The organism is Citrobacter sp. RHBSTW-00859 (genome assembly GCF_013729795.1).
Lineage (GTDB): Bacteria > Pseudomonadota > Gammaproteobacteria > Enterobacterales > Enterobacteriaceae > Citrobacter > Citrobacter braakii.
The window spans coordinates 2,881,990-2,904,009 of the sequence record NZ_CP056284.1; the positions used below are offsets into that span (position 1 = coordinate 2,881,990).

The following is a 22,020-nucleotide window of genomic DNA, read 5'->3' on the forward strand; positions in this document are numbered from 1 at the left end:
GCCACATATTAGTGGCCTCTATTGTCTGTATGTTTACTTAGCTTTTGATTTTTCTGTAGATAAACAACACCACAATCGCACCGATCACCGCCACGGCGAAACTGCCGAAGTTGAAACCATCGACTTTACCAAAACCAAAGAAGGTGCTGATCCAGCCACCCACTACCGCACCGACAACCCCTAAGATAATGGTCATAAAGAATCCGCCGCCATCTTTACCCGGCATAATCCATTTTGCCAAAATCCCAGCAATAAGACCGAAAACCACCCATGAAATAATGCCCATAATTTCCCTCGCTTATGTTTTTAAATTAACGATTCACTCGTCGTATAAAAGCATAGCATAGCGCTGAAAAATTAAAATTTGTGATCGCTATCACTTCTGTTTTTCATCTTTTTCCGATGTTTCATAAGGTTACACCGCTGACTGGCAGACTAATTTTGTCGCGCCTCGTCATTAATGTCGAATCGTCAGTCATTCTGCTTAACGCTTTGGCCGCCAGCCCCTGCTATTGCTGGGTTTTCACTTCTGGCACACTTTATGCTTAAACAGCCCGTCACTACGACACATCGTAGTCCGCGATACGTATCGCGTGACTGCGTCTACAATTCGCGCTATTTCAGCATTTAACAGGTCTGTTATTGATGAAAAAAATCACCAGTGTATGCCCATACTGTGGGGCCGGGTGCAAGCTCAAGCTTGTTGTTGAGAATAACAAAATCATCCGCGCTGAGGCCGCAGAGGGTGTAACGAACCAAAATCAGTTATGCCTGAAAGGCTATTATGGTTGGGACTTTCTTAACGACACTCGCCTTCTGACTCCCCGTCTGACCCGCCCGATGATCCGTTATGAAAAAGGTGGAAAATTCACTCCCGTTAGCTGGGATGAAGCCATTCGCTACACCGCAAAACGCTTAACTGAAATCAAAAATACCTATGGCCCTCGTGCCATCATGACCACCGGATCTTCCCGTGGAACAGGGAATGAGACCAACTACGTGATGCAAAAATTCGCACGTGGCGTGCTCCATACCAACAATGTCGATTGCTGTGCCCGCGTCTGTCACGGCCCTTCCGTGGCCGGGTTACAGGAAACGTTAGGCAATGGCGCCATGAGCAATTCCATCAGCGACATTGAAAACTCAAAATGCCTGCTGATCTTTGGTTATAACTGTGCCGATTCACACCCAATTGTGGCCCGCCGGGTAATTAAAGCTCGCCAGAACGGCGCAAAAATCATTGTCTGCGACCCACGCCGGATTGAAACTGCCCGTATCGCTGACCAACATTTGCAGTTGAAAAACGGTTGCAATATGGCGCTGGTCAACGCGTTTGGCCATGTTCTCATCGAGGAGCAACTCTACGATCGCGAGTATGTACAAAAGCATGCGGAAGGACTGGAAACATACTGGGAAACCATTAAGGAGTATGCGCCTGAAGACGTTGAACATTTAACCGGTGTTCCCGCACAGCAGGTTCGTCAGGCGATGCGTACATTTGCTGCGGCGCCATCGGCCACCGTGATGTGGGGGATGGGCGTCACCCAGTTTGGTCAGGCCGTTGACGTGGTTCGTGGTTTGTCGAGCCTGGCCTTGCTGACCGGAAATCTGGGACGCCCTAACGTCGGTGTTGGCCCGGTGCGCGGGCAAAATAACGTGCAGGGCGCGTGCGATATGGGGGTGCTGCCTAACCAGTTTCCAGGGTATCAGGACGTAACCGATTTCGCCGTCAGGGAGAAATTTGCCGCCGCATGGGGTATTGACGTTAATCAGATGGATGACAAGGTTGGAACCCGCATCACCGAAGTTCCGCATCTGGCTATCGAAGGCAAAATCAAAGCCTACTACATCATGGGAGAAGATCCGCTGCAAACCGAGGCCGATTTGGGTCTGGTCCGCGAAGGATTTAACGCTCTCGATTTTATCGTCGTGCAGGATATCTTCATGACCAAGACGGCGGAAATGGCCGATGTCCTCCTGCCAGCCACCTCATGGGGCGAACACGGTGGCGTCTTTACCTGCGCCGATCGCGGTTTCCAGCGTTTTGAGAAAGCGATTGAACCCACTGGTGATGTAAAGCGTGACTGGGAGATTATCAGCCTGCTGGCCAGCGAAATGGGTTATCCAATGCAGTATCAAAATAACCAGCAAATCTGGGATGAGATGCGCGAGCTGTGTCCACTGTTCTACGGCGTGACCTATGAGAAAATGGGTGAGATGGGTCATGTTCAGTGGCCATGTGCGGATCTCGATAGTCCTGGTACGCCCTACCTTTACGCGCACAGCCAGTTTGATACCGCCAATGGCAAAGGCAAACTGTTTGCCGCACCGTGGCGAGCGCCTGCAGAAGTTCCTGATGAACAATATCCGCTGGTGCTGTGTACCGTGCGTGAGGTTGGGCACTACTCCTGCCGTTCGATGACCGGCAACTGCGCAGCGTTGCAAGCACTTGCAGACGAGCCAGGGTATGTGCAAATCAATACCCATGATGCCGAAAAACTGGGTATTCGTCATCGCGATCTGGTATGGGTCAGCTCGCGCCGCGGTAAGGTCATCAGCCGCGCGGATGTCTCCGAGCGCATCAATGTCGGAACGGTCTATATGACCTATCAATGGTGGATTGGCGCGTGTAACGAGTTAACCCAGGACAATCTCGATCCTATTTCGAAAACGCCGGAAACCAAATATTGCGCCGTAAATATTGAGCACATTACCGATCAGGGGTGGGCAGAAAAATATGCCGCACAAACGTATAGCGATATGAAGTCACGTCTATGTGAGGCTATTGCGTAAGTCACCGCCATCATCGCCTGAGTCTGGCTTTCCAGACTCAGGCCTTATCTCATGACTTCGCCAGCTGTGGTTCACTGAAGCGGATGGATGCAGCTTCCTCCTGCTTATCCCGCCGCATAAAGCCGAGGTTCATCAGAAACAATCCCGCCATAAACGGTAGTTCGTACAGTTCTTCAATCAGATCGCCATACTGAGCATTGTGCAGAAAGATGGGAGCCAGCAGACGATGATGCTCTACCGTATCGGAGATCAAAAATGCACAGGTGGTGATCGCTAACAGCCACAGAGGTAGCGGTTCATTGCGAAAGCGACGGGCAATATCCTGGCGTAAGCGCTTCGAAATCAGCACTGGCAGAATAATCATGGCAATCAATACCACTGAGATAGCCCGGAACAGGAGTTTAGGATGCTCAGGAAAATAATCGCGGCCCCAACTTGTGCTTCGGCCCAGTAATACCAGCCACCACGCTGCCGCCCAAAGCCAAAATTGCTTCTCGCCTTCGGGACGTGATAAAGGCCTGATGTAGCTGAGTGTAAATATGGCACCAAACAGAAGCCATAGCGCCTGGCCATTTTCAATCCAGCTGACGACAGTACCGTTGAGTAGCGGGAGATGCCAGTTCGCGGCGAACGGGATCGCCACGATGGCTAATCCGAGAATGATTGTGGGTAATGTAAGTCGGGTATTGAGTTTCATAAGCGCGATGTTCTGTTTTATATCTGTTTCGCGATCATAACCCCTGTGAATGATCAACTATTAGCAATCAATGCGAATCTCTTAAGGTATTCTTAAGGAATCCTTTCAGGATATTTCCCTGTTTCGCCCAGATAAAAAAATGCACTGCGCCGTCAAAGCGCAGTGCAGTTTTTAGATTAAAAACTAATATATTCAATCAGTAGCAGTGACTAATGCCTACCACCCGCAGACTTCGTGCTCATTTTCGGTATCGTACGAACGCACGGTATTGACCAGATCTTTGACCACTTCTGCTGCCACATCCGGCACCAGTAATGTCATTGGCGCCTCTGTTTCATAATCAACAGAAACACCGTTGCTGTTATTGGTCACGGTTACGGTATAGGTTGCTTTCCCCATTATTTACTCCTTGCCGGTGCGCACGACTTTTCGTTGATTTGCACTCTCCATCAGAACTTCCGGGGCGACGAAAAAATCGATATTAAAGTAAGTGTCGTCGGTCATCACTTCGATGTTATGCCATTTTTCCGGTGGAAAAACGCCAAACTGACCGGCTTCAATAATCATCACCTCTACTGGCTCCGGACTGTGTTCGTCTGCGTATCCGAGATATTTGACCGCCCCCTGCATAACCGAAAGTCGAGGATAAACCCCGGCTCGGGTCCCTTTATCAAGGTGGCGTTCGAAAATTCCGGCAGGCGCCGTTTCTTTGTTCCAGAATGGCGTAGAGCGTGTATGGATATGATTCTGTGGAATTTGAAGCATTTTTCTTCCCTTTTCCAGTCGACAACCAGCGAGTCATATTGAACCGCTGCTGTACACAGGGTACGCCTCAAAATATACATTTAAAATACCATTTATTGGTTACAACCCTACGATTTTAAATGAAAAGCAGAGCGCAATATTAAAGGCCCGCCGCAATCAGCGGGCAGATGGCATCACGATTGAAGCGTGGCCAGACGGGCGGCAAAACCAACGAAAATCAGGCCGATAAGGGAATTACCCACTTTGGCCAGTTTCTTCTTCGTACGGATATATTGCGTCACAAACGCGCCGGAGAAAATAAGGAAACTCAAATAGAAAAAGCTTACTATCTCAAGCGTAATAGCCAGAATAAAGAATGACAGCCCTGAATGCGGCGCATTGACATCAATAAACTGCACGAAGAACGACACATAAAACAGAATAGCTTTGGGATTGGTCAGGCTCAGGATTAATGCGCGCTTAAAAATAGCGCCAAACGGGACTTCCTCAGGCGCGGCGTCGCTTGCTTTCGATTTCAGTGTTGCATACAGGATCTTCGCGCCAAGATACAGTAAATAGAAAGCGCCAAGATAACGAACAATATTGAACAAAACGGGCGTTGTTTTAATCAATGCAGCAACACCGGCATAGGCCAAAAACATCAACACGGCATCACCAATAAACACACCGCTGGCGGCGAGATACCCCCCCTTTACTCCCCTACCGACGCTGTTCTTCAGCACAAATATCGTATTTGGCCCCGGTACCAGCACGATAAAAATAGCCCCCACCAGATACGTCCAGTAATTCAGAACTCCATACTCTGCGAACACGTTAACCTCTTCCTTAAAAAACACATGCACTTGCTGCGATACAATATGCTAACGAATGCGACAGGTGATGGAAAGAGCAGGTTATTAATTAAAAAAACCCGCCACTGGTGGCGGGTGTGTACAGATAAGGTTAGCCCGGATTAATGGTGCAGCATCTCATCCACTACTTCTTCGCCCTTCAGCTGATAAGGGTAGTAGGTAGGCCAGTTTTCCATCTCCTCAAACAAGGCAGCCTGCGAGGTATTTCCCATAAAGATATGGAAGTGGCTCGATTTACGCGGCGCGATAATATGATCGCTGAATTGCACGTATTTAGGCGCTTTGCTGTCAGCGGCTTTACACTCAAACAGATACCGTACACCTTTCTTGCCTGATTTATAGTGCAAGATTTTATACCCGGCATAATCGTATTTGCACGATGCGACCTGATTACCGGTGTGAAATTCCATCACGCCATCTTCGATGCCGATGGTGTCTACATTGGTTGCATAGCCTGTACGGTAATAAGCTTTAATTTGTTCTGCCGTTTTGCTTTTATCTTTCTCCGCTTTCTTTTTGAAAACCGGATCAAGTTCGCCGCTGACCAGATACGGATAGACAGATTGCCACATGCCATCCCAGTCGGACAGCGCCCGGTTCTGCACCTGGTTATCATCAAATACCCCTTCCGACGCCTTTTGTTCTGCTTCACTCATCGGCGCACCATGGGAATGATGACCATGCGCCAAAACCTGCCCACTGACTAAAAGCATCCCCAGAGCGATTGTCAGTTTGTTAAAACGAATAGCCAAAATTTCACCCTCAAATCGTTTGCGAGTGAATTGTTATAATATAACGTAACAATTTAATCAATAGACATTACTGCACGTTATTGCCTCACGCTTCAATGAGTTTTCTGGAGCAGATCTGCTCAAGCAGAGCCTGCTGATGGCTGATAATGAGCATACCTAATGGCCGACGCTGGCACTCTTCAAGCAGCAATACCCAGATATCTTTTTGAATGGAAGGATCGAGCTGGGCGGTAATTTCATCGGCAATAAGAAAACGTGTCCGCGGATCCAGCGCGCGAAGTAAAGCAATTCGCGCCAGTTCACCGCCAGAAAGCTGTCCGGGACGGCGGGTTAACCACTCAGGATTGATGTGAAGACGGGTAAGCAGTTCAGCATCAGGTCGCCAGGCATCATAAACCGCATCGCCAGTGCTACGCCGGGGGTTAAAGGTTAATTCCGGATGCTGTGGCACCAGTTGCACCGGGCAATACTGGTGCATTGGCAGCGGTTGGTCATCAACCAGAATGTCACCCGAAGTCGGTTTTTGCCAGCCCGCCAGTAAGCGCCCCAACGTTGTTTTGCCGGTTCCGCTGGGTGCGCAAACCCCAATGCGTTCTCCGGGGCGCAGAGAGAAGGTCAGATTTTGCCATAGCACCTTTCCTCCCTGACATATCGTCACCTCACGACAGCACAGCATCGCGCTCTCCAAAAAGTTGATTTCTTTCAGGCAGCGCCCGCCATTGGCGTTGCAGATGCTCGCTGATCTCTCCGCGTAACAGCTGTTCCCGGCTGACGTTATCCGACACCCTTCCCTGATGCAGCGCGACAATGCGGTCCGCGTGGCGAGCGGCCAGCGTAAGGTCGTGCGTTACCCATAAAACGCCAGCCCCTTGCTCACATTGCTCACGTAGCTGTTCAAGCAGTTGATTAGCCAGCGGTGCATCAAGCCAGGCGGTAATTTCATCCGCCAGAATATAGCGAGCCTGGCTCAGCGACGCGTGACAGGCCAGAACACGTTTCGCCATCCCCCCTGAAAGCTGGCGTGGGAAGGCATCTAATACGCGACTTTCCAGTTGGCTACGCTGGAGCAATCGTTCAATTTTTCCGGCATTCCAGGCCTGGCCGGAGAGCTGACTTGCCCTGCGCAGATGTTTTTCAATCGAGAGCAGCGGGTTAAGTGCCTGAACACCTTGCGGGACATAGCTGAAAGTATTGCCACGACATTTGCGAATATCATCACTGTCCAGCGTTTTCCCCTCCAGGGTGATGGAGCCGTTGAAGCGCAAATTGTCCGGTAAGAGATCAAGCAGACATTGCAGCAACAGGCTTTTACCTTCCCCACTTCCCCCAACTAACGCCACCATCTGACCTGGCGCTACGTCGAAAGAGATATCCTGCAACAGCGAAGACCAGTTTCTCGCGCCGTACCAGCGATAACGCGCCACGTCCAGCGAGACCTGTCTTAAACTCAACATGCGTCACCTCGTAACCATAAACGATGCACTGCCCTTGCGAGCTGATCGAATAACATAACCAGACTGAATAGCATCAGCCCGGGAAACAGCACTAACCACCAGTCGCCATGACTGATAAACCTCAGCGCATCAGCCAGCAACAGGCCCAGCGATGGTTCATGCGGCGCCAGCCCAAAACCGAGGAAGCTCAACGCCGCGCTGTGCAACACCGCGTGGGGAAACATCAGCAAGGTTCCCGTTAACCACTGGGGTAACAATGCCGGGAGATAGTGATGCCGCCAGCAGTAAAAATGTCCGTGTCCCAGACGCCAGGTCAATGTCAGATAGTCACTGTGGGCCACGCGCTGCGCTTCGGCACGCAGGATTAGCGCCAGACGCGGCCAGTGGGTCAACGCAACCGCCATAATCACCCCATTCTTTCCGCCACCCAGCGTGAAACAGATCAATATGAGCAACAGCAGATGCGGCATTGACAACATGGCATCGGTAATCAGACGCATTAGAACATCCAGACGCGGATGTATACGTGAAACCGCCGCCATCAGTAATGCGATGAAGCCGCTGCAAAACGCTGCGCCAATACCAATTTGCAGACTGGTTAACGCGCCCTGAAAGCAACGAATCCACAGATCGCGACCGAGGTTATCGGTGCCAAACCAATACAGCGCATCAGGCGGTAAATGACGGGCAAGCAGATTAACGCTCAATGGGTTATCCAGCGTCGCTGCGCCATACACCGCAATGCCTAGCAGGCAGCTAAAAGAGAGCAGAAGACGAATCAGCGTCGGCGTCGGATTATAGAGCATCAGGTCGCTCCAGAGCACGGTTCAACACATGGACAAGCCAGGTAGACAACGAGTTGCCAATGAACACCAGTACGGTACTGAACAACACAATCCCCATCAGTAACGGCAGATCGCCGCGCAATCCGGCATCAATAGTGGCCTGTCCCAGTCCCGGATAAGCAAAAACTTTTTCCGCCAGCAGTGCGCCGCCCAGCAGTTCTCCCAGCGAGGCGAACTGCAGGCACAGCGCGGGCGTGATAGCGTGGCGCAGAACCTGATGACGCAACAGCGACCAGCCTTTATCTCCCTGAGAACGCGCAAAACGGACAAAATCGCTTTTCATCACGCTGGCGATACTTTCCCGCGTATGAAGTGTAATTTGGCCAAGTCCCAATAAACTTAGCGCGCAAACGGGCAGCACTAAATGGCGCAGACGCTCAGCCAGCGTGGCCATATCACCACTGTTGCCCGGCTCCCACGCGCAGCAGACCGGAAATACCGGCCAGCGCACGGCAAATAACGCCAGCAGCAGCATGCCAATCCAGAAGGTCGGCAACGACGAAAGCAGATAGCTGAGTCGACAGATTGCTTTATCCGGCCAGCGATTCAGATAACGACCCGCGACAAATCCCATTGCCGTTCCCAGTATGCCGGAGAGCAGCCACGCGCCGCCAAGCAAGGCAAACGAAGTCGCAAAGCGCTCCTTGATTACGCTGGCAACCGGTGCATTAAACAACATTGAGTAGCCGAGATCGCCCTGCAATACACGTATAAACCAGTGACCAAAACGCTCCCATAACGGCTGGTCTAATCCCCAGCGGGCAGCGATACGCGCATATTGTTCCGGTGGCACGTGCAGGAGATCGTTGCCGATATAGGCGCGAATCGGATCGACAGGAGAAAAGCTGAGCAGCATAAAAGTGCCAGCCGCAACCAGCACTAATAACACTATCAGCCGTAGAAAATGGCCTACAACAGACTTCATCAACGGCAGGTCCAGGTCCATTCATCCAGATTATTGAGCAGGGACCAGCTACCGTGGATCTCCGGCGCGCCTTTGCCCAGGTCAATACACGGATTTGCCAGATAAGTGTGCTGAATGTTCAGCAGCCATGCCCAGGCGGCATCGCCCTGCACCCCAGCCCCTTGCTTGCCATCCCACTCCACCTGTTGCCAGAAAGGCAACGCTTTTTGCCAGTCCGGAGCATCAATGGCCTGTTTAAGATGTTGTTCAACGACGGGATTGCTGTAATAGCCTGGATTGTAGTATTCCACGCCCGCGGCCTGATTGCTGTAGTGATGGAAAAGCTCCATCAGATCCAGGCTTCCCCAGCCAAACAGCGTCGGATTCGCATGCATATGCCGCTCAACGGTTTCCCAGCTTCCGGATTGCAGCGAGACCTGAATACCCACGGGCTCCAGCATCGCACGTACGGCCTCGGCTAAATCCCGGCGCGTACTGTCACCGCTGGCGTACCATAGAGTCAGGCGAGCCTCTTTACCGTCTTTCACGCGTACGCCGTCTTTCCCCACCTTCCAGCCGGCTTCTTCCAGAATCATCCGTGCTTTTTCGCTGTCGCCATCTTTGAACGCAACTGACTGTCCCTGCCATGGCAGGCCCTGAACCGCGCTATACGCCGGAATCGCATGACCTTCCATGACCTGATCGGCAAGTTGTTTACGGTCGATGGCGTAGTTGATGGCGCGTCTGATGGCGATATCAGCCGTGATATCGTTGCCGACCGGATAACCATTGGCGTCTTTTTTACCCGCAGGGACCATCGGGAACACAATGCCACGGTTTTCCACGCTGTCGCGTACCCAAAGCTTCAAATTCTGCTGTTGAGGGGCGACCGCCATCGAAGGCGCAATACGCACAAGTCCCAGTTGACCACTGCGCGCTGCGGCATAAGCGTTATCTTCATCAAGGAAGACAAACACCAGCTTACTGAAATCATTTTTCTTACCGGCATACCAGGGGTTCGCCTCCACGATCAGCTGCTGCCCCGGCTGAAAACTCACCAACCGATAAGGGCCCGCGCCAATCGGATTTTTGGCGAATGTTTTTTCGTCATACCGTTTTTCGGGAACAATACCCAAAGAGCCCAGCACGTTCACAAAGGTGCTCTGCGGGCTGCGCAGCGTGATTTCTACCGTGCGGTTATCTTTCAGGCTGGCATGAGTAAAGTTACCCATGTCGATTTTGCCGCCGCTCTTTGCGGCTTTATTATAGGTGAACACCACATCTTCAGCGGTTAGCGGGGAACCATCGGAGAATTTAAGGTCAGGTTTTAACGTCAACGTCCAGGTTTTGCCGTCAGCACTGGTTTCAACTTTTTCCGTCAGCAGGTTACCCCAGCTCATATCTGCGTTTTGTTTTAATAATGGTGCATGCAAAAGCAAATAGCTGCCATGACTCCAGCCCAGCATCGGGTCAAACCCTTCCGTTGGCTCAGGTCCAATTGCCAGCTTCAACGTCTGCCCCTCGCTCACATTTTGCGCGGCGAGAAGTGGTGAGGTTAATGCGAGAGTCAATGCGCACGTAAGCAGTGCCAGCTTGCCTTTAATCATTATGTTATCCAGATTTGCGTTATTTTTATGCCGCTCAACGATTCAATGCCGTTAAACGGTCTCCTGGGGAAGGGATTATGGCGGACTGAAATGACGAAAAAAATGATGCGGCGCAGAAAAGTATGACGATTTTCTGAAATTATCATACTTTTTTCTGATACTCCTAATTGAGTACCCTCTGAATCACCGAAAATAGATTAAATGTTAGCCATTCAATTAATGGCAAATTAATTACAAGCTAATGATTACAAATACTAATTATTGGTCATTTCCGCTATTTACTTAGCTATAATTAATGACAATTTATGTATATTTATTCAAGAAAAACACCAGAAGTGATAAGTTATGTAAACATATAATGATAATTATTTTTATTATCATTCCCATCAATTATCTTACTTCCTTTGAATTTTTAACAAAGGAAGTTTGACTATGCGCTTAAAACCTGTTGCTTCTGTTGTTCTGTCCTGTTTAGGATTTTCCAGTCCCCTGGCCTTCGCTGAAGATGTTATGGTGGTAACCGCTTCCGGTTACGAAAAGAAAATCACCAACGCTGCCGCCAGCGTCTCCGTTATTTCACAGCAAGAGTTACAAACCAATAAATATAATGATTTAGGCGAAGCCCTGCGTTCTGTTGAAGGGGTGGATGTTGAAAGCAGCACCGGTAAAACCGGTGGCCTGGAGATCAGCATTCGTGGCATGCCCGCCAGTTATACCCTGATCCTGATTGACGGTATTCGTCAAAACGGCAGCAGCGATGTGACGCCAAACGGCTTCTCAGCTATGAATACCAGCTTTATGCCTCCACTGGCGGCAATCGATCATATTGAGGTGATCCGCGGCCCGATGTCGACGCTTTACGGCTCCGACGCAATCGGTGGCGTGGTGAATATCATCACCAAAAAAAGCACCGATAAATGGAGCACCTCCATCAATACCGGCGTTAACCTGCAAGAGAGTAATAAATGGGGTAACAGCACGGTCGCCAACTTCTGGTCAAGCGGCCCGTTAATCGCTGGCGTACTGGATATGCAGGTTCGGGGTAGCACCACCCAACGTCAGGGTTCCAGCGTTACCTCCCTGAGCGATACCTCCTCCACTCGCGTACCTTATCCTACCGAGTCAGAAAACTATAACATCGGCACGCGACTCGACTGGAAGACGAATGAAAGCAATACGCTGTGGTTAGATCTCGACTCCGCCAGACAGCGCTATGACAACGATGACGGTCAGTTGGGTAACCTGACGGGGGGTTACGATAAAACGCTGCGCTATGAGCGTAACAAAGTCACCCTCGGCCACGATACCGCCTTAACGTTCGGCACATGGAAATCCTCCCTCGGCTGGAATGAAACTGAGAACAAAGGACGACAATTGGTCTCCTCCGCACTCACGCCAGAGAACGCAGGCCGGGCCGGTGACGCACGTGAACTGAAGAACACCAACGTCATTCTGGACTCAGTACTGCTGACGCCATTAGGTGATTCGCACCTCTTAACCCTCGGCGGGGAATATTGGGATGCGCGGATGAAAGACGGTGTGGTGCTGGCCAATACCGGCGAAACGTTCCATCAAAAAACGTGGGCAGCCTATGTAGAAGATGAATGGCATATTCTCGACTCGTTGGCCTTAACCGCAGGGACACGCTACGAGCATAACGATGTCTTTGGCGGTCATTTCAGCCCACGAGCGTATATGGTTTGGGACGTATCCGACGAATGGACGCTCAAAGGCGGCGTGACGACAGGTTATAAAGCGCCATCACTGAGCCAGTTACATAACGGGATCAGCGGCGTCACCGCGCAAGGAACCGTGAATACGGTCGGTAATCCGAACCTAAAACCTGAGGAAAGTATCAGCTATGAAACCGGGCTGTATTACGAGAACGACACCGGGCTGAACGCCAACATTACCGGCTTCTATACCGAATACAAAAATAAAATTGTCTCGTATTCTATCGATGATAATACCAACAGCTATACCAACAGCGGCAAGGCAAGGACCGATGGCGTTGAATTTGCCAGCACCTTCCCTCTGTGGTCGGATGTGCTGACTTTATCCCTCAACTACACCTACACCCAGAGCAAGCAAAAAGATGGTGACAATAAAGGCGCGCCGTTAAGCTACACGCCAAAACATATGGCTAACGCTCGCCTGAACTGGCAGGCAACGGAAGATATGAATGCCTGGCTGAGCGCACGTTATCGCGGTAAAGCTCCACGCTTTACCGAAAATTACAACAACCTCAGCGCAGTACAAAAGGCCGTCTATGACGATAAAGGCGCTGATTTAAAAGCCTGGACCGTTCTCGACATGGGAATGTCTTATAAGCTGACCAAAGATCTAACGCTGAATACGGCGGTCAATAACGTGCTGGATAAAGACTTTAGCGAGGTTAAACTTTATCAGGTAGGCCGTAATAGCACCTACGCAGGAGATTACTATCAGACTGCGCAATCCACTACCGGATACGTAAACCCGGGCCGTAACTATTGGGTATCGTTAAACTACCAGTTCTGATTTAGTTTTTTCCTACCAGACGGGCTGTCAATGATAGCCCGTCGACCACTGGGTTTCACCAAATGCCCGGCACTGTTCTTTTTGCCAGCCAGCGGGGCTCCAATGTTTTTACCAGAGATAAAGCGACAAGGAATATTTTCGTCCCCGGCAGAGAAAAATGACGGAATGAGAGGTAAAGCTGAACTGGGACAGAATAGTCTGGGCGAGGCTTTAATCGATAGCTTTAAATAGCCATTATGTTTTATGAGTCACGGAGCAACGAGTGCCCCGTGACAGTCATTAAATTACTTCAAATACTCTCCGCTGCGCAGCGCTTCAATACGTTTATCCAACGGCGGGTGAGTCATAAACAGCTCACTCAACGACTTGGATTTACCGTTGATGCAGAACGCCATCATGCTGGTCGCTTCCTGCGGCTCATAGCTGGTTTTCAGACGCTGCAGCGCGGCGATCATTTTCTCACGCCCCACCAGTTTTGCTGAACCGGCATCCGCATGGAATTCACGATGACGTGAGAACCACATGGTAATAATGCTCGCCAGAATACCAAACACCAGTTCCAGCACCGTCGCCACTGCAAAGTAGATCAATGGATTACCATTACTGCCCTCACCCTCATCGCGGTTTCCGCCCATAAAGCCAGCGGCAATTTGCGCCAGAATACGTGAGATAAAGATAACGAAGGTGTTCACCACACCCTGAATGAGCGTCATGGTAACCATATCGCCATTGGCAATGTGGCTGATTTCATGCGCGATAACGGCTTCGGCTTCGTCCGGGCTCATGTTTTGCAACAGGCCTGTACTCACAGCCACCAGCGAAGCATCCCGGCGCGCACCGGTAGCAAACGCGTTAATATCTGGCGCATGGTAGATTGCAACCTGCGGCATAGCGATCCCAGCCTGGCGAGCCTGATTCGCTACCGTATTCATCAGCCAGCGTTCTCTTTCATTGCGAGGCTGTTCGATCACTTCCCCACCAACGGATTTTAACGCCATCCATTTGGACATCAGCAGCGAAATGAAGGAACCACCAAAACCAAACAGCAGTGCCATGATCAACAAGCCTTGAACGCTGCTTGACTGAATCCCTGTCAGGCTCAATACCAGCCCGAAAACGACCATCACAGCCAGGTTCGTCAGCAGGAAGAGCGCGATTCGCATCATAATTTTCTTTTAACCTCAATTTAACAAAACGCACTATGCGATTACCCATATCGTATGGGTCTTATGGCTATTTTCAAGCATCCATAGGTGCTAAGTCACCAGAAAGACACAACTTTACATTTTATCGTATCACACTGACGTCTTCATGCGTTTGTTAAAAAAACAGGCACAATTTCTTGTGCCTGTTGGAGGTTATTTACTGGTTGCGGGCTGTTCCGCTGGCTTTTCTTTTTCAAGATGCGCCAGGTCAAGCGCAATTTTTACCGTTTCATCCAGGTAGGGATCTGGTTCCTGGTAATCCTTCGGTAAATCGTCCAGTTTTTTCAGCGGCGGCTTACCTTCTCGCTTAAACCGATCGTTGATACGCGCCAGACGCATTGCGTCATCTTCGTTATTCTCTTTCTCACGCTGAGCATAATTGAGAGAAGCGATGTTGCGTTTATCCTTCATCGCATTGAAACGCGCAATATCCTTCATGATGTACTGGAACTCAGGATCGTTGGCAATTCGCGCATTGTGCTCTTTTAGCAATTCAGGTCCGAATGGCGTCAGATTCTCTGATTTGGTGTAGGTCGCAGCATCAATGCTATCCCACGGCAGGGCGTTATCTTCAAACTTCTCACCGGTTTCCGTTTCTTCATTACCTGTCGGCATGATGATGTCCGGCGTAACGCCCTTACGCTGCGTACTGCCACCGTTTACACGGTAGAATTTCTGGATCGTATACTGAACAGAACCCAGCGCCGGCCATTCCGGACGCAGCATCTGATCATAAATACGGTTCAGAGAGCGATACTGCTGTACAGTGCCTTTCCCGAAAGTCGGTTCACCAACGATCAGCGCACGACCATAATCCTGCATTGCCGCAGCAAAAATCTCTGATGCCGAAGCACTGAAGCGATCGACTAACACTACCAGCGGGCCTTTGTAGTACACAACGCCGTCGGTATCGCTGTCTTCACGCACTTTACCGTTATTGTCACGAACCTGAACCACCGGGCCGGAAGGAATGAACAGACCTGAGAGCGAAACGGCTTCGGTCAGCGCGCCGCCACCGTTAGTGCGCAGATCGATAATGACGCTGCTGACGTTCTGTTTTTCCAGCTTCTGCAACTGAACTTTGACATCATCCGTCAGGCCAACATAGAAGCCTGGGATATCCAGTACGCCGACTTTTTCTTTGCCAACGGTTTTCACGGACATTTTCACGGCGCGGTCTTCGAGACGAATACGTTCACGCGTTAACGTGACGGTGCGCGTCTTGGTTCCTTTACCGGCAGGCAGGATTTCAAGGCGAACTTTGCTGCCTTTGGGTCCTTTGATCAGCGCAACAACGTCATCCAGACGCCAGCCAATCACGTCGACCATTCCCTTACCGGTCTGACCCACGCCGACAATACGGTCACCAACGCTTATTGCTTTGCTCTTGGCTGCCGGGCCGCCCGCCACCATGGAGTTAATGACGGTGTAGTCATCATCCATTTGCAAAACCGCGCCAATACCTTCCAGAGACAGGCTCATTTCAGTATTGAACTGTTCGGTATTGCGTGGAGAGAGATAATTAGTATGCGGATCGATCTCACGGGCGAAAGCCGTCATCGCCAGAGAGAACACATCTTCGCTGTTGGTCTGCGCCAGACGGCGAATCGCAAACTTGTAGCGACGCGTCAGCGTTTCACGAATTTCCGCATCGGTTTTGCCGGTCAGCTTCAGGCTGAGTTCGTCAAATTTAACCTTGCCGTCCCACAGCGCGTTAAGCTCTGCTTCGCTCTTCGGCCATGGCGCTTTGCTCCGGTCGAGGTTAAAGGTGTCGGTACCGGTGAAATCCATTGGACGTGCCAGTACGCTTAAAGCGTACTGATAACGTTCAAATCGGCGTTTTTGCGCCAGATTATAGAGATCGTAAAAGACATCCAGCTTGCCGGTACGCAGTTCATCGCCAAGGACCGTTTTCTTTTTTGCATACTGTTCGATATCGCTCGCCAACAGCACGTTGTGGCTGTAGTCGAGCAGATTCAAATAGCGGTCAAAAATTTTTGCCGAAAACGCCTGATCCAGATCGAACTGGCGATAGTGCGAACGCGTAAAACGCGATGTCACACGTTCACTTACCGTCGCATGCTGGGTTTCTTCCTTTAAAACGGGGATTTGATCGGCACGCGTGATATCTTCCACAGCAAGTGCCTGGCCTGCTAATGCAAGCAGACCAGCTAACGCAGTAAGCCTAAAAAAAGTGTTCATGCCAGGCCTGGCCTCCGTTTCAGAACACCAGGTGTTCTGCGCGTACAATCAAAGACATACCCGAATTCAGCTGTACACGGACGCCATCTTTGGTGATTTCTAATACGGTGGCATCCATCGCATTATTACCTGCTTTCACCTTCAGAGACTGCCCTACCGTCAGTACTGAAATATCAGATACCGGGGTATGCTGTTCTTCACGAGGAGCACGCGGTGCTTTTGCTGCTGGTTTCTCAGCGCGAGGTTTACGCTCAGCGCCTTCTTTACGACGCGGTGCAGGACGCGGCTTACGCTCGCGACGCGGTGCGTCTTCTTTTTCACCGGCAGCAGCGGCTGCTTCGCGTTTTTTCGCCTGTTGCTCTGCACGTTGCGCCTGAACGCGGGCTTTAGCTTCTTCCAGCTGTTTGCGAGCATGTTCAACGTGCTGCTCATCCAGCTCACCACAAGGGTTGCCGTCGAGATCAACACGCGTTGCGCCCAATTTAACGCCATACAGATAGCGCCAGCTTGAAGTATAGAGACGTAAGGCAGAGCGGAGCTGAGTCTTGCTGAGGTTCATTTCGCCCTCAACACGCTCTACCAGATCCTGAAAAATGCCAATTTTCAGTGGGCGCGCTTCGCCTTCCGCACTAAAACACTGCGGGAAGCGTTCGGCCAGAAACGCGATGACTTCTTTACTGCTATTCAACTTAGGTTGATTTTCCATGAAATTTCCTGATTACAACGGACGTAGCCAACAAGCGCAGGCATGAACAGGCGACATTATAATGACGTCATCAGTAATTGCTACGTTATCCGTTGATTATCCTGCGACGCGCGCAAAGAATTTTTTGTAATCCGTCGTTGCAAGCACGGTTTCAAGCTGTGCCACCAGCGTTCGCAGCCCCTGTTCATCCTCGTCAGTAAAGCGGCCAAACGCCGTGCTATCGATATCCAGCACGCCGATTATCTGATTTTCGACGGTGATTGGCAGGACGATTTCAGCGTTGCTGGCGGCATCACATGCGATGTGTCCGTCAAAAGCATGAACGTCCTCAATGCGCTGAACCTGGTTCTGCGCTACTGCGGTCCCACACACCCCGCGTCCTACCGGGATCCGCACGCAGGCGATTTTTCCCTGGAAAGGTCCCAGCACCAGCGTATCGTTTTCGAGCAGATAAAAACCGGCCCAGTTTACTTCTGCAAGACGTTCGTACAACAACGCGCTGGTATTTGCCAGCGTTGCCAGAAAACTGGTTTCACCTGCCATTAATGCCTGAAAGTCACGGTTCAGATCCGTGTATAGCTCTGTTTTGTTCATTATGTGATCACTTAGTTGTCTTACTTAAAGCTGCAGCCTACTAAAATAAACATTAAATGCGTTAATGCTCAAGATCATTCCCGTCATGAGTTAAGATAACATTACTTCAACAATTTGATTCGCGATACATGGCCTTAACGACACCACGCATCACGCCGACTAAAAAAATAGCCATCAGGTCCATTGGTGATGCACTCCCTCGTGCGCATTACCATCGTTGCCCTGAATGTGACCTGATCTTTAGCTTGCCTAAAATGCGTTCGCATCAAAGTGCATTTTGCCCACGCTGTCAGGCAAAAATTCGTGACGGACGCGACTGGTCATTAACACGACTGGCGGCTATGGCTTTCACCATGCTGCTGCTGATGCCCTTTGCCTGGGGAGAACCGCTCCTGCACATCTATTTATTAGGTGTGCGCATTGACGCCAATGTGCTGCAAGGCATCTGGCAAATGACCCGACAAGGCGACCCACTCACCGCATCCTTTGTACTCTTTTGCGTTGCCGGCGCGCCCATCATTCTCGTGACCTCAATCGCTTATCTGTGGTTTGGCAATATTCTTGGGATGAACCTGCGCCCAGTGCTGCTGATGCTGGAAAGGCTCAAAGAATGGGTGATGCTTGATATCTATCTGGTGGGCATTGGCGTCGCATCAATCAAAGTTCAGGACTATGCTTTTTTGCAACCCGGTGTAGGTCTGTTTGCTTTTATTGCGCTGGTGATCCTCAGTGTTTTGACGCTGTCGCACCTTAACGTTGAGCAGCTTTGGGACCGTTTCTATCCGCAAAGACCAGCCCGTCGGCCCGATGAAAAACTTCGCGTCTGCCTCGGCTGCCACTTTACAGGTTATCCGGACGCCCGAGGTCGCTGCCCTCGCTGTCATATCCCGTTACGCTGGCGCAGGAATCAAAGTATCCAAAAGTGTTGGGCTGCTCTGCTGGCCTCGATCGTCCTGCTTTTACCTGCTAATCTGCTGCCCATCTCGGTAATTTATGTCAATGGCGGCCGCCAGGAAGACACGATCCTGTCAGGCATAATGTCCCTGGCGAACAGCAACGTTGGCGTAGCGGCGATTGTTTTTATCGCCAGTATTCTGGTTCCATTCACCAAAGTGATTGTGATGTTTACGTTGCTCATCAGCATCCATTTTAGATGTGAACAAGGATTGCGTACCCGCATCAAACTGCTGCGTATGGTGACCTGGATTGGTCGCTGGTCGATGCTGGATCTCTTTGTTATCGCTTTAACCATGTCGCTGATTAATCGCGATCAGATACTTGCTTTTACTATGGGGCCAGCTGCGTTTTATTTCGGCGCAGCGGTAATATTGACTATTCTTGCTGTGGAATGGCTGGACAGCCGCTTACTTTGGGATGCACATGAGTCAGGAAACGCCCGCTTCGCAGACTGAAGCGCAGATTAAAACTAAACGCCGTATCTCTCCGTTCTGGCTGCTGCCGTTCATCGCGCTGATGATTGCAGGATGGCTAATCTGGGGAAGCTATGAAGATCGCGGCAATACCGTAACCATTGACTTTATGTCTGCTGACGGCATTGTGCCGGGCCGTACTCCCGTTCGCTATCAGGGCGTTGAAGTGGGCACCGTGCAGGATATCAACCTCAGCGAAGATCTACGCAAAATTGAAGTGCGCGTCAGCATCAAATCGACCATGAAAGATGCTCTGCGCAAAGATACCCAGTTCTGGTTAGTCACGCCGAAAGCGTCGCTGGCGGGGGTTTCTGGCCTGGATGCGTTGGTTGGCGGCAACTATATCGGCATGATGCCCGGAACCGGCGAGCCGGAAGATCATTTCGTCGCCCTCGATACGCAGCCAAAATATCGTCTGGATAATGGCGATTTGATGCTGCACCTGCGCGCCCCTGACCTCGGGTCGCTCAATAGCGGTTCGCTGGTTTATTTCCGCAAGATTCCGGTGGGCCGGGTGTATGACTACACCATCAACCCAAATCATCAGGGCGTAACCATCGACGTGCTGATCGAACGTCGCTTTACCAACCTGGTGAAAAAAGGCAGCCGTTTCTGGAACGTGTCCGGTGTGAATGCGGATGTCAGCCTCAGCGGAGCGAAGATCAAGCTGGAGAGTCTGGCGGCGCTGGTCAATGGCGCCATTGCTTTTGATTCGCCCGAAGACTCTAAACCCGCGGTGGCCGATGACACGTTTGGTTTGTATCAGGATCTCGCGCACAGCCAGCGGGGAGTGATCGTCAAGCTAGATTTACCCAGCGGCGATGGACTCAAGGCCGGCTCAACGTCGCTGATGTATCAAGGATTAGAAGTCGGGCAACTGACCAAACTGGATTTAAATCCGGGCGGTAAAGTGACCGGCGAAATGACGGTCGATCCCAGCGTCGTAACGCTGCTGCGCGACAATACGCGGATTGAATTACACAGTCCTAAATTATCGTTAAACGATGCCAATATCAGTTCGCTACTGACGGGCAAAACTTTCGAGCTGGTACCTGGCGAGGGCGAGCCGCGTAACCAGTTTGCGGTTATTCCTGCTGAGAAGTCGTTGTTACACGATCCGGGCGTCATGACGCTTACGCTGACCGCGCCGGAGAGTTACGGTATTGATGCCGGTCAGCCGCTGATTCTTCACGGCGTACAGGTCGGTCAGGTGATTGATCGCACGCTCTCTGGCAAAGGTGTTTCATTTACCGTTGCCATCGAACCACAGCATCGCGCCCTGGTGCAAGGTGACAGTAAGTTTGTGGTCAACAGCCGCGTTGACGTCAAGGTCGGGCTTGATGGCGTGGAATTCCTTGGCGCCAGCGCCAGCGAATGGCTCAGCGGCGGCATTCGTATTTTGCCCGGTACCAAGGGTGAAATGAAAAAAAGCTACCCGTTGTATGCCAACCTGGAAAAAGCGATTGAAAACAGTCTGAGCGATCTGCCAACTACCACGCTCAGCCTGAGCGCCGAAACGCTGCCTGATGTGCAGGCCGGTTCGGTGGTGTTATACCGCAAATTCGAGGTCGGTGAAGTGATTAGCGTTCGCCCACGCGCCGATGCGTTTGATATCGATCTGCATATCAAACCGGAATATCGCAACCTGCTGACCAGCAACAGCGTATTCTGGGCCGAAGGCGGGGCAAAGGTTCAGCTTAACGGTAGCGGATTGACCGTACAGGCATCTCCCCTGTCGCGAGCGCTCAAAGGGGCGATTAGCTTCGATAACCTCAGCGGCGCCAGCGCCAGCCAACGAAAAGGCGACAAGCGTATTCTGTATGCTTCCGAAACCGCTGCACGTGCAGTGGGCGGGCAGATAACCCTGCACGCGTTCGATGCCGGTAAACTCGCGGCCGGCATGCCAATTCGCTACCTGGGGATCGATATCGGCCAGATCCAGACGCTTGAGCTCATCACCGCCCGTAACGAAGTTCAGGCAAAAGCGGTTCTGTATCCGGAATACGTGCAGACTTTTGCCCGTAGCGGTACCCGCTTCTCCGTGATCACACCGCAAATCTCAGCGGCAGGCGTCGAGCATCTGGATACGATCTTACAGCCGTATATTAACGTTGAACCAGGACGCGGTAACCCGCGCCGTGATTTTGAACTGCAGGAAGCCACCATTACCGACTCTCGTTACCTCGATGGTCTGAGTATTGTGGTAGAAGCACCGGAAGCAGGTTCGCTGAATATCGGTACGCCGGTCCTGTTCAGAGGCATTGAAGTGGGGACCGTCACCGGGCTGACGCTGGGCTCGCTTTCTGACCGCGTGATGGTGGCGATGCGCATTAGCCAGCGTTATCAGCATCTGGTGCGGAACAACTCCGTGTTCTGGCTGGCATCCGGATACAATCTCGACTTTGGTTTGACCGGCGGCGTCGTGAAGACCGGTACCTTCAATCAGTTCATTCGCGGCGGAATCGCCTTCGCTACGCCACCGGGTACGCCGCTGGCCCCGAAAGCGCAGGCAGGTAAACACTTCCTGCTGCTCGAAAGCGAACCAAAAGAGTGGCGTGAATGGGGAACCGCCCTGCCACGTTAATCTCTCCCCTTGCTCCGGCGTACATACTCGCGCCGGAGCACTTATGCTACACTGCGCACCTGTTTTTTTGCCGGTGGTACCAAGTGGCTTATTTTCCCGACGCCTTTCTAA

General features: G+C 51.2%; 19 protein-coding genes. 4 read left to right on the forward strand and 15 right to left on the reverse strand.

All coding sequences use genetic code 11. The features are described from left to right. Positions 1–37: 37 nt before the first annotated feature. Complete coding sequence (locus HV302_RS14435; protein ID WP_016152796.1) at positions 38–286, reverse strand: GlsB/YeaQ/YmgE family stress response membrane protein; 249 nt, start codon at positions 284–286, stop codon at positions 38–40. A gap of 359 nt (positions 287–645) precedes the next feature. Here HV302_RS14435 and fdhF point away from each other — a divergent pair, with 359 nt between their 5' ends. Beyond that, positions 646–2,793, forward strand: a complete 2,148-nt coding sequence (gene fdhF / locus HV302_RS14440) for a formate dehydrogenase subunit alpha (RefSeq protein WP_181626097.1) — start codon at positions 646–648, stop codon at positions 2,791–2,793. 49 nt (positions 2,794–2,842) lie between these two features. On the opposite strand, the gene HV302_RS14445 is transcribed toward fdhF, so the two are convergent. The 10 genes from HV302_RS14445 to HV302_RS14490 all read right to left on the reverse strand — a co-directional run bounded on the left by HV302_RS14445 (position 2,843) and on the right by HV302_RS14490 (position 10,668). Further along, positions 2,843–3,490, reverse strand: coding sequence for a hypothetical protein (locus tag HV302_RS14445; RefSeq protein ID WP_016156293.1), 648 nt, complete (start codon positions 3,488–3,490; stop codon positions 2,843–2,845). 216 nt (positions 3,491–3,706) lie between these two features. Next, positions 3,707–3,889: a DUF1869 domain-containing protein gene (locus HV302_RS14450; protein ID WP_003832433.1), complete on the reverse strand. Its 183-nt coding sequence runs from the start codon at positions 3,887–3,889 to the stop codon at positions 3,707–3,709. Positions 3,890–3,892: 3 nt separating this feature from the next. Beyond that, on the reverse strand, positions 3,893–4,255 hold the full coding sequence (gene yeaR, locus HV302_RS14455; protein ID WP_005120376.1) for a DUF1971 domain-containing protein YeaR: 363 nt from the start codon (positions 4,253–4,255) through the stop codon (positions 3,893–3,895). A 173-nt stretch (positions 4,256–4,428) separates the two neighbouring features. Beyond that, complete coding sequence (gene leuE / locus HV302_RS14460; RefSeq protein WP_016152793.1) at positions 4,429–5,067, reverse strand: leucine efflux protein LeuE; 639 nt, start codon at positions 5,065–5,067, stop codon at positions 4,429–4,431. A 140-nt stretch (positions 5,068–5,207) separates the two neighbouring features. Then, complete coding sequence (gene zinT, locus HV302_RS14465; protein WP_233619671.1) at positions 5,208–5,819, reverse strand: metal-binding protein ZinT; 612 nt, start codon at positions 5,817–5,819, stop codon at positions 5,208–5,210. 124 nt (positions 5,820–5,943) lie between these two features. Further along, complete coding sequence (locus HV302_RS14470; protein ID WP_181626105.1) at positions 5,944–6,534, reverse strand: ATP-binding cassette domain-containing protein; 591 nt, start codon at positions 6,532–6,534, stop codon at positions 5,944–5,946. Beyond that, positions 6,518–7,312: an ATP-binding cassette domain-containing protein gene (locus HV302_RS14475; protein WP_016152790.1), complete on the reverse strand. Its 795-nt coding sequence runs from the start codon at positions 7,310–7,312 to the stop codon at positions 6,518–6,520. Before HV302_RS14475 ends, HV302_RS14470 begins: the two co-directional genes overlap by 17 nt. Next, positions 7,306–8,118 (reverse strand): ABC transporter permease, encoded by an 813-nt coding sequence (locus HV302_RS14480; protein WP_016156290.1) that lies wholly within the window; start codon positions 8,116–8,118, stop codon positions 7,306–7,308. The genes HV302_RS14475 and HV302_RS14480 overlap by 7 nt, the downstream gene beginning before the upstream one ends. After that, positions 8,108–9,082: an ABC transporter permease gene (locus HV302_RS14485; RefSeq protein WP_016156289.1), complete on the reverse strand. Its 975-nt coding sequence runs from the start codon at positions 9,080–9,082 to the stop codon at positions 8,108–8,110. The genes HV302_RS14480 and HV302_RS14485 overlap by 11 nt, the downstream gene beginning before the upstream one ends. Continuing rightward, positions 9,082–10,668 carry an ABC transporter substrate-binding protein gene (locus HV302_RS14490; RefSeq protein ID WP_181626107.1) on the reverse strand — a complete coding sequence of 529 codons (1,587 nt, stop codon included), beginning with the start codon at positions 10,666–10,668 and terminating at the stop codon, positions 9,082–9,084. The genes HV302_RS14485 and HV302_RS14490 overlap by 1 nt, the downstream gene beginning before the upstream one ends. 432 nt (positions 10,669–11,100) lie before the next feature. Here HV302_RS14490 and HV302_RS14495 point away from each other — a divergent pair, with 432 nt between their 5' ends. Then, positions 11,101–13,188, forward strand: coding sequence for a TonB-dependent receptor (locus tag HV302_RS14495; protein WP_142417899.1), 2,088 nt, complete (start codon positions 11,101–11,103; stop codon positions 13,186–13,188). Between the two features lie 284 nt (positions 13,189–13,472). Here the strand turns inward: HV302_RS14495 and htpX are convergent, their stop codons facing one another. The 4 genes from htpX to HV302_RS14515 all read right to left on the reverse strand — a co-directional run bounded on the left by htpX (position 13,473) and on the right by HV302_RS14515 (position 17,895). Further along, positions 13,473–14,354: a protease HtpX gene (gene htpX, locus HV302_RS14500; protein ID WP_003034964.1), complete on the reverse strand. Its 882-nt coding sequence runs from the start codon at positions 14,352–14,354 to the stop codon at positions 13,473–13,475. 192 nt (positions 14,355–14,546) lie between these two features. Further along, entirely contained in the window at positions 14,547–16,595 is a 2,049-nt protein-coding gene (gene prc / locus HV302_RS14505; protein ID WP_046276431.1) for a carboxy terminal-processing peptidase, read from the reverse strand. Positions 16,596–16,614: 19 nt separating this feature from the next. After that, on the reverse strand, positions 16,615–17,301 hold the full coding sequence (gene proQ, locus HV302_RS14510; protein ID WP_003833781.1) for an RNA chaperone ProQ: 687 nt from the start codon (positions 17,299–17,301) through the stop codon (positions 16,615–16,617). A 96-nt stretch (positions 17,302–17,397) separates the two neighbouring features. Then, the gene (locus tag HV302_RS14515) at positions 17,398–17,895 is read right to left on the reverse strand and encodes a GAF domain-containing protein (protein ID WP_016152783.1); all 498 of its coding nucleotides are present in this window, start codon (positions 17,893–17,895) and stop codon (positions 17,398–17,400) included. Positions 17,896–18,023: 128 nt separating this feature from the next. Here HV302_RS14515 and yebS point away from each other — a divergent pair, with 128 nt between their 5' ends. Together yebS and HV302_RS14525 are read left to right on the forward strand one after the other, a co-directional pair. Continuing rightward, complete coding sequence (gene yebS / locus HV302_RS14520; protein ID WP_016152782.1) at positions 18,024–19,307, forward strand: membrane integrity lipid transport subunit YebS; 1,284 nt, start codon at positions 18,024–18,026, stop codon at positions 19,305–19,307. Next, the gene (locus tag HV302_RS14525) at positions 19,276–21,909 is read left to right on the forward strand and encodes a PqiB family protein (protein ID WP_019076590.1); all 2,634 of its coding nucleotides are present in this window, start codon (positions 19,276–19,278) and stop codon (positions 21,907–21,909) included. The genes yebS and HV302_RS14525 overlap by 32 nt, the downstream gene beginning before the upstream one ends. The last annotated feature ends 111 nt before the right edge of the window (positions 21,910–22,020 follow it).

What these genes read in the sequence shown, in the direction of transcription:
- HV302_RS14435 (WP_016152796.1), bottom strand. Translation starts at nt 286, where the DNA reads ATGGGCATTATTTCATGGGTGGTTTTCGGTCTTATTGCTGGGATTTTG.
- fdhF (WP_181626097.1), top strand. Translation starts at nt 646, where the DNA reads ATGAAAAAAATCACCAGTGTATGCCCATACTGTGGGGCCGGGTGCAAG.
- HV302_RS14445 (WP_016156293.1), bottom strand. Translation starts at nt 3,490, where the DNA reads ATGAAACTCAATACCCGACTTACATTACCCACAATCATTCTCGGATTA.
- HV302_RS14450 (WP_003832433.1), bottom strand. Translation starts at nt 3,889, where the DNA reads ATGGGGAAAGCAACCTATACCGTAACCGTGACCAATAACAGCAACGGT.
- yeaR (WP_005120376.1), bottom strand. Translation starts at nt 4,255, where the DNA reads ATGCTTCAAATTCCACAGAATCATATCCATACACGCTCTACGCCATTC.
- zinT (WP_233619671.1), bottom strand. Translation starts at nt 5,819, where the DNA reads ATGCTTTTAGTCAGTGGGCAGGTTTTGGCGCATGGTCATCATTCCCAT.
- HV302_RS14470 (WP_181626105.1), bottom strand. Translation starts at nt 6,534, where the DNA reads ATGCTGTGCTGTCGTGAGGTGACGATATGTCAGGGAGGAAAGGTGCTA.
- HV302_RS14475 (WP_016152790.1), bottom strand. Translation starts at nt 7,312, where the DNA reads ATGTTGAGTTTAAGACAGGTCTCGCTGGACGTGGCGCGTTATCGCTGG.
- HV302_RS14480 (WP_016156290.1), bottom strand. Translation starts at nt 8,118, where the DNA reads ATGCTCTATAATCCGACGCCGACGCTGATTCGTCTTCTGCTCTCTTTT.
- HV302_RS14485 (WP_016156289.1), bottom strand. Translation starts at nt 9,082, where the DNA reads ATGAAGTCTGTTGTAGGCCATTTTCTACGGCTGATAGTGTTATTAGTG.
- HV302_RS14490 (WP_181626107.1), bottom strand. Translation starts at nt 10,668, where the DNA reads ATGATTAAAGGCAAGCTGGCACTGCTTACGTGCGCATTGACTCTCGCA.
- HV302_RS14495 (WP_142417899.1), top strand. Translation starts at nt 11,101, where the DNA reads ATGCGCTTAAAACCTGTTGCTTCTGTTGTTCTGTCCTGTTTAGGATTT.
- htpX (WP_003034964.1), bottom strand. Translation starts at nt 14,354, where the DNA reads ATGATGCGAATCGCGCTCTTCCTGCTGACGAACCTGGCTGTGATGGTC.
- prc (WP_046276431.1), bottom strand. Translation starts at nt 16,595, where the DNA reads ATGAACACTTTTTTTAGGCTTACTGCGTTAGCTGGTCTGCTTGCATTA.
- proQ (WP_003833781.1), bottom strand. Translation starts at nt 17,301, where the DNA reads ATGGAAAATCAACCTAAGTTGAATAGCAGTAAAGAAGTCATCGCGTTT.
- HV302_RS14515 (WP_016152783.1), bottom strand. Translation starts at nt 17,895, where the DNA reads ATGAACAAAACAGAGCTATACACGGATCTGAACCGTGACTTTCAGGCA.
- yebS (WP_016152782.1), top strand. Translation starts at nt 18,024, where the DNA reads ATGGCCTTAACGACACCACGCATCACGCCGACTAAAAAAATAGCCATC.
- HV302_RS14525 (WP_019076590.1), top strand. Translation starts at nt 19,276, where the DNA reads ATGAGTCAGGAAACGCCCGCTTCGCAGACTGAAGCGCAGATTAAAACT.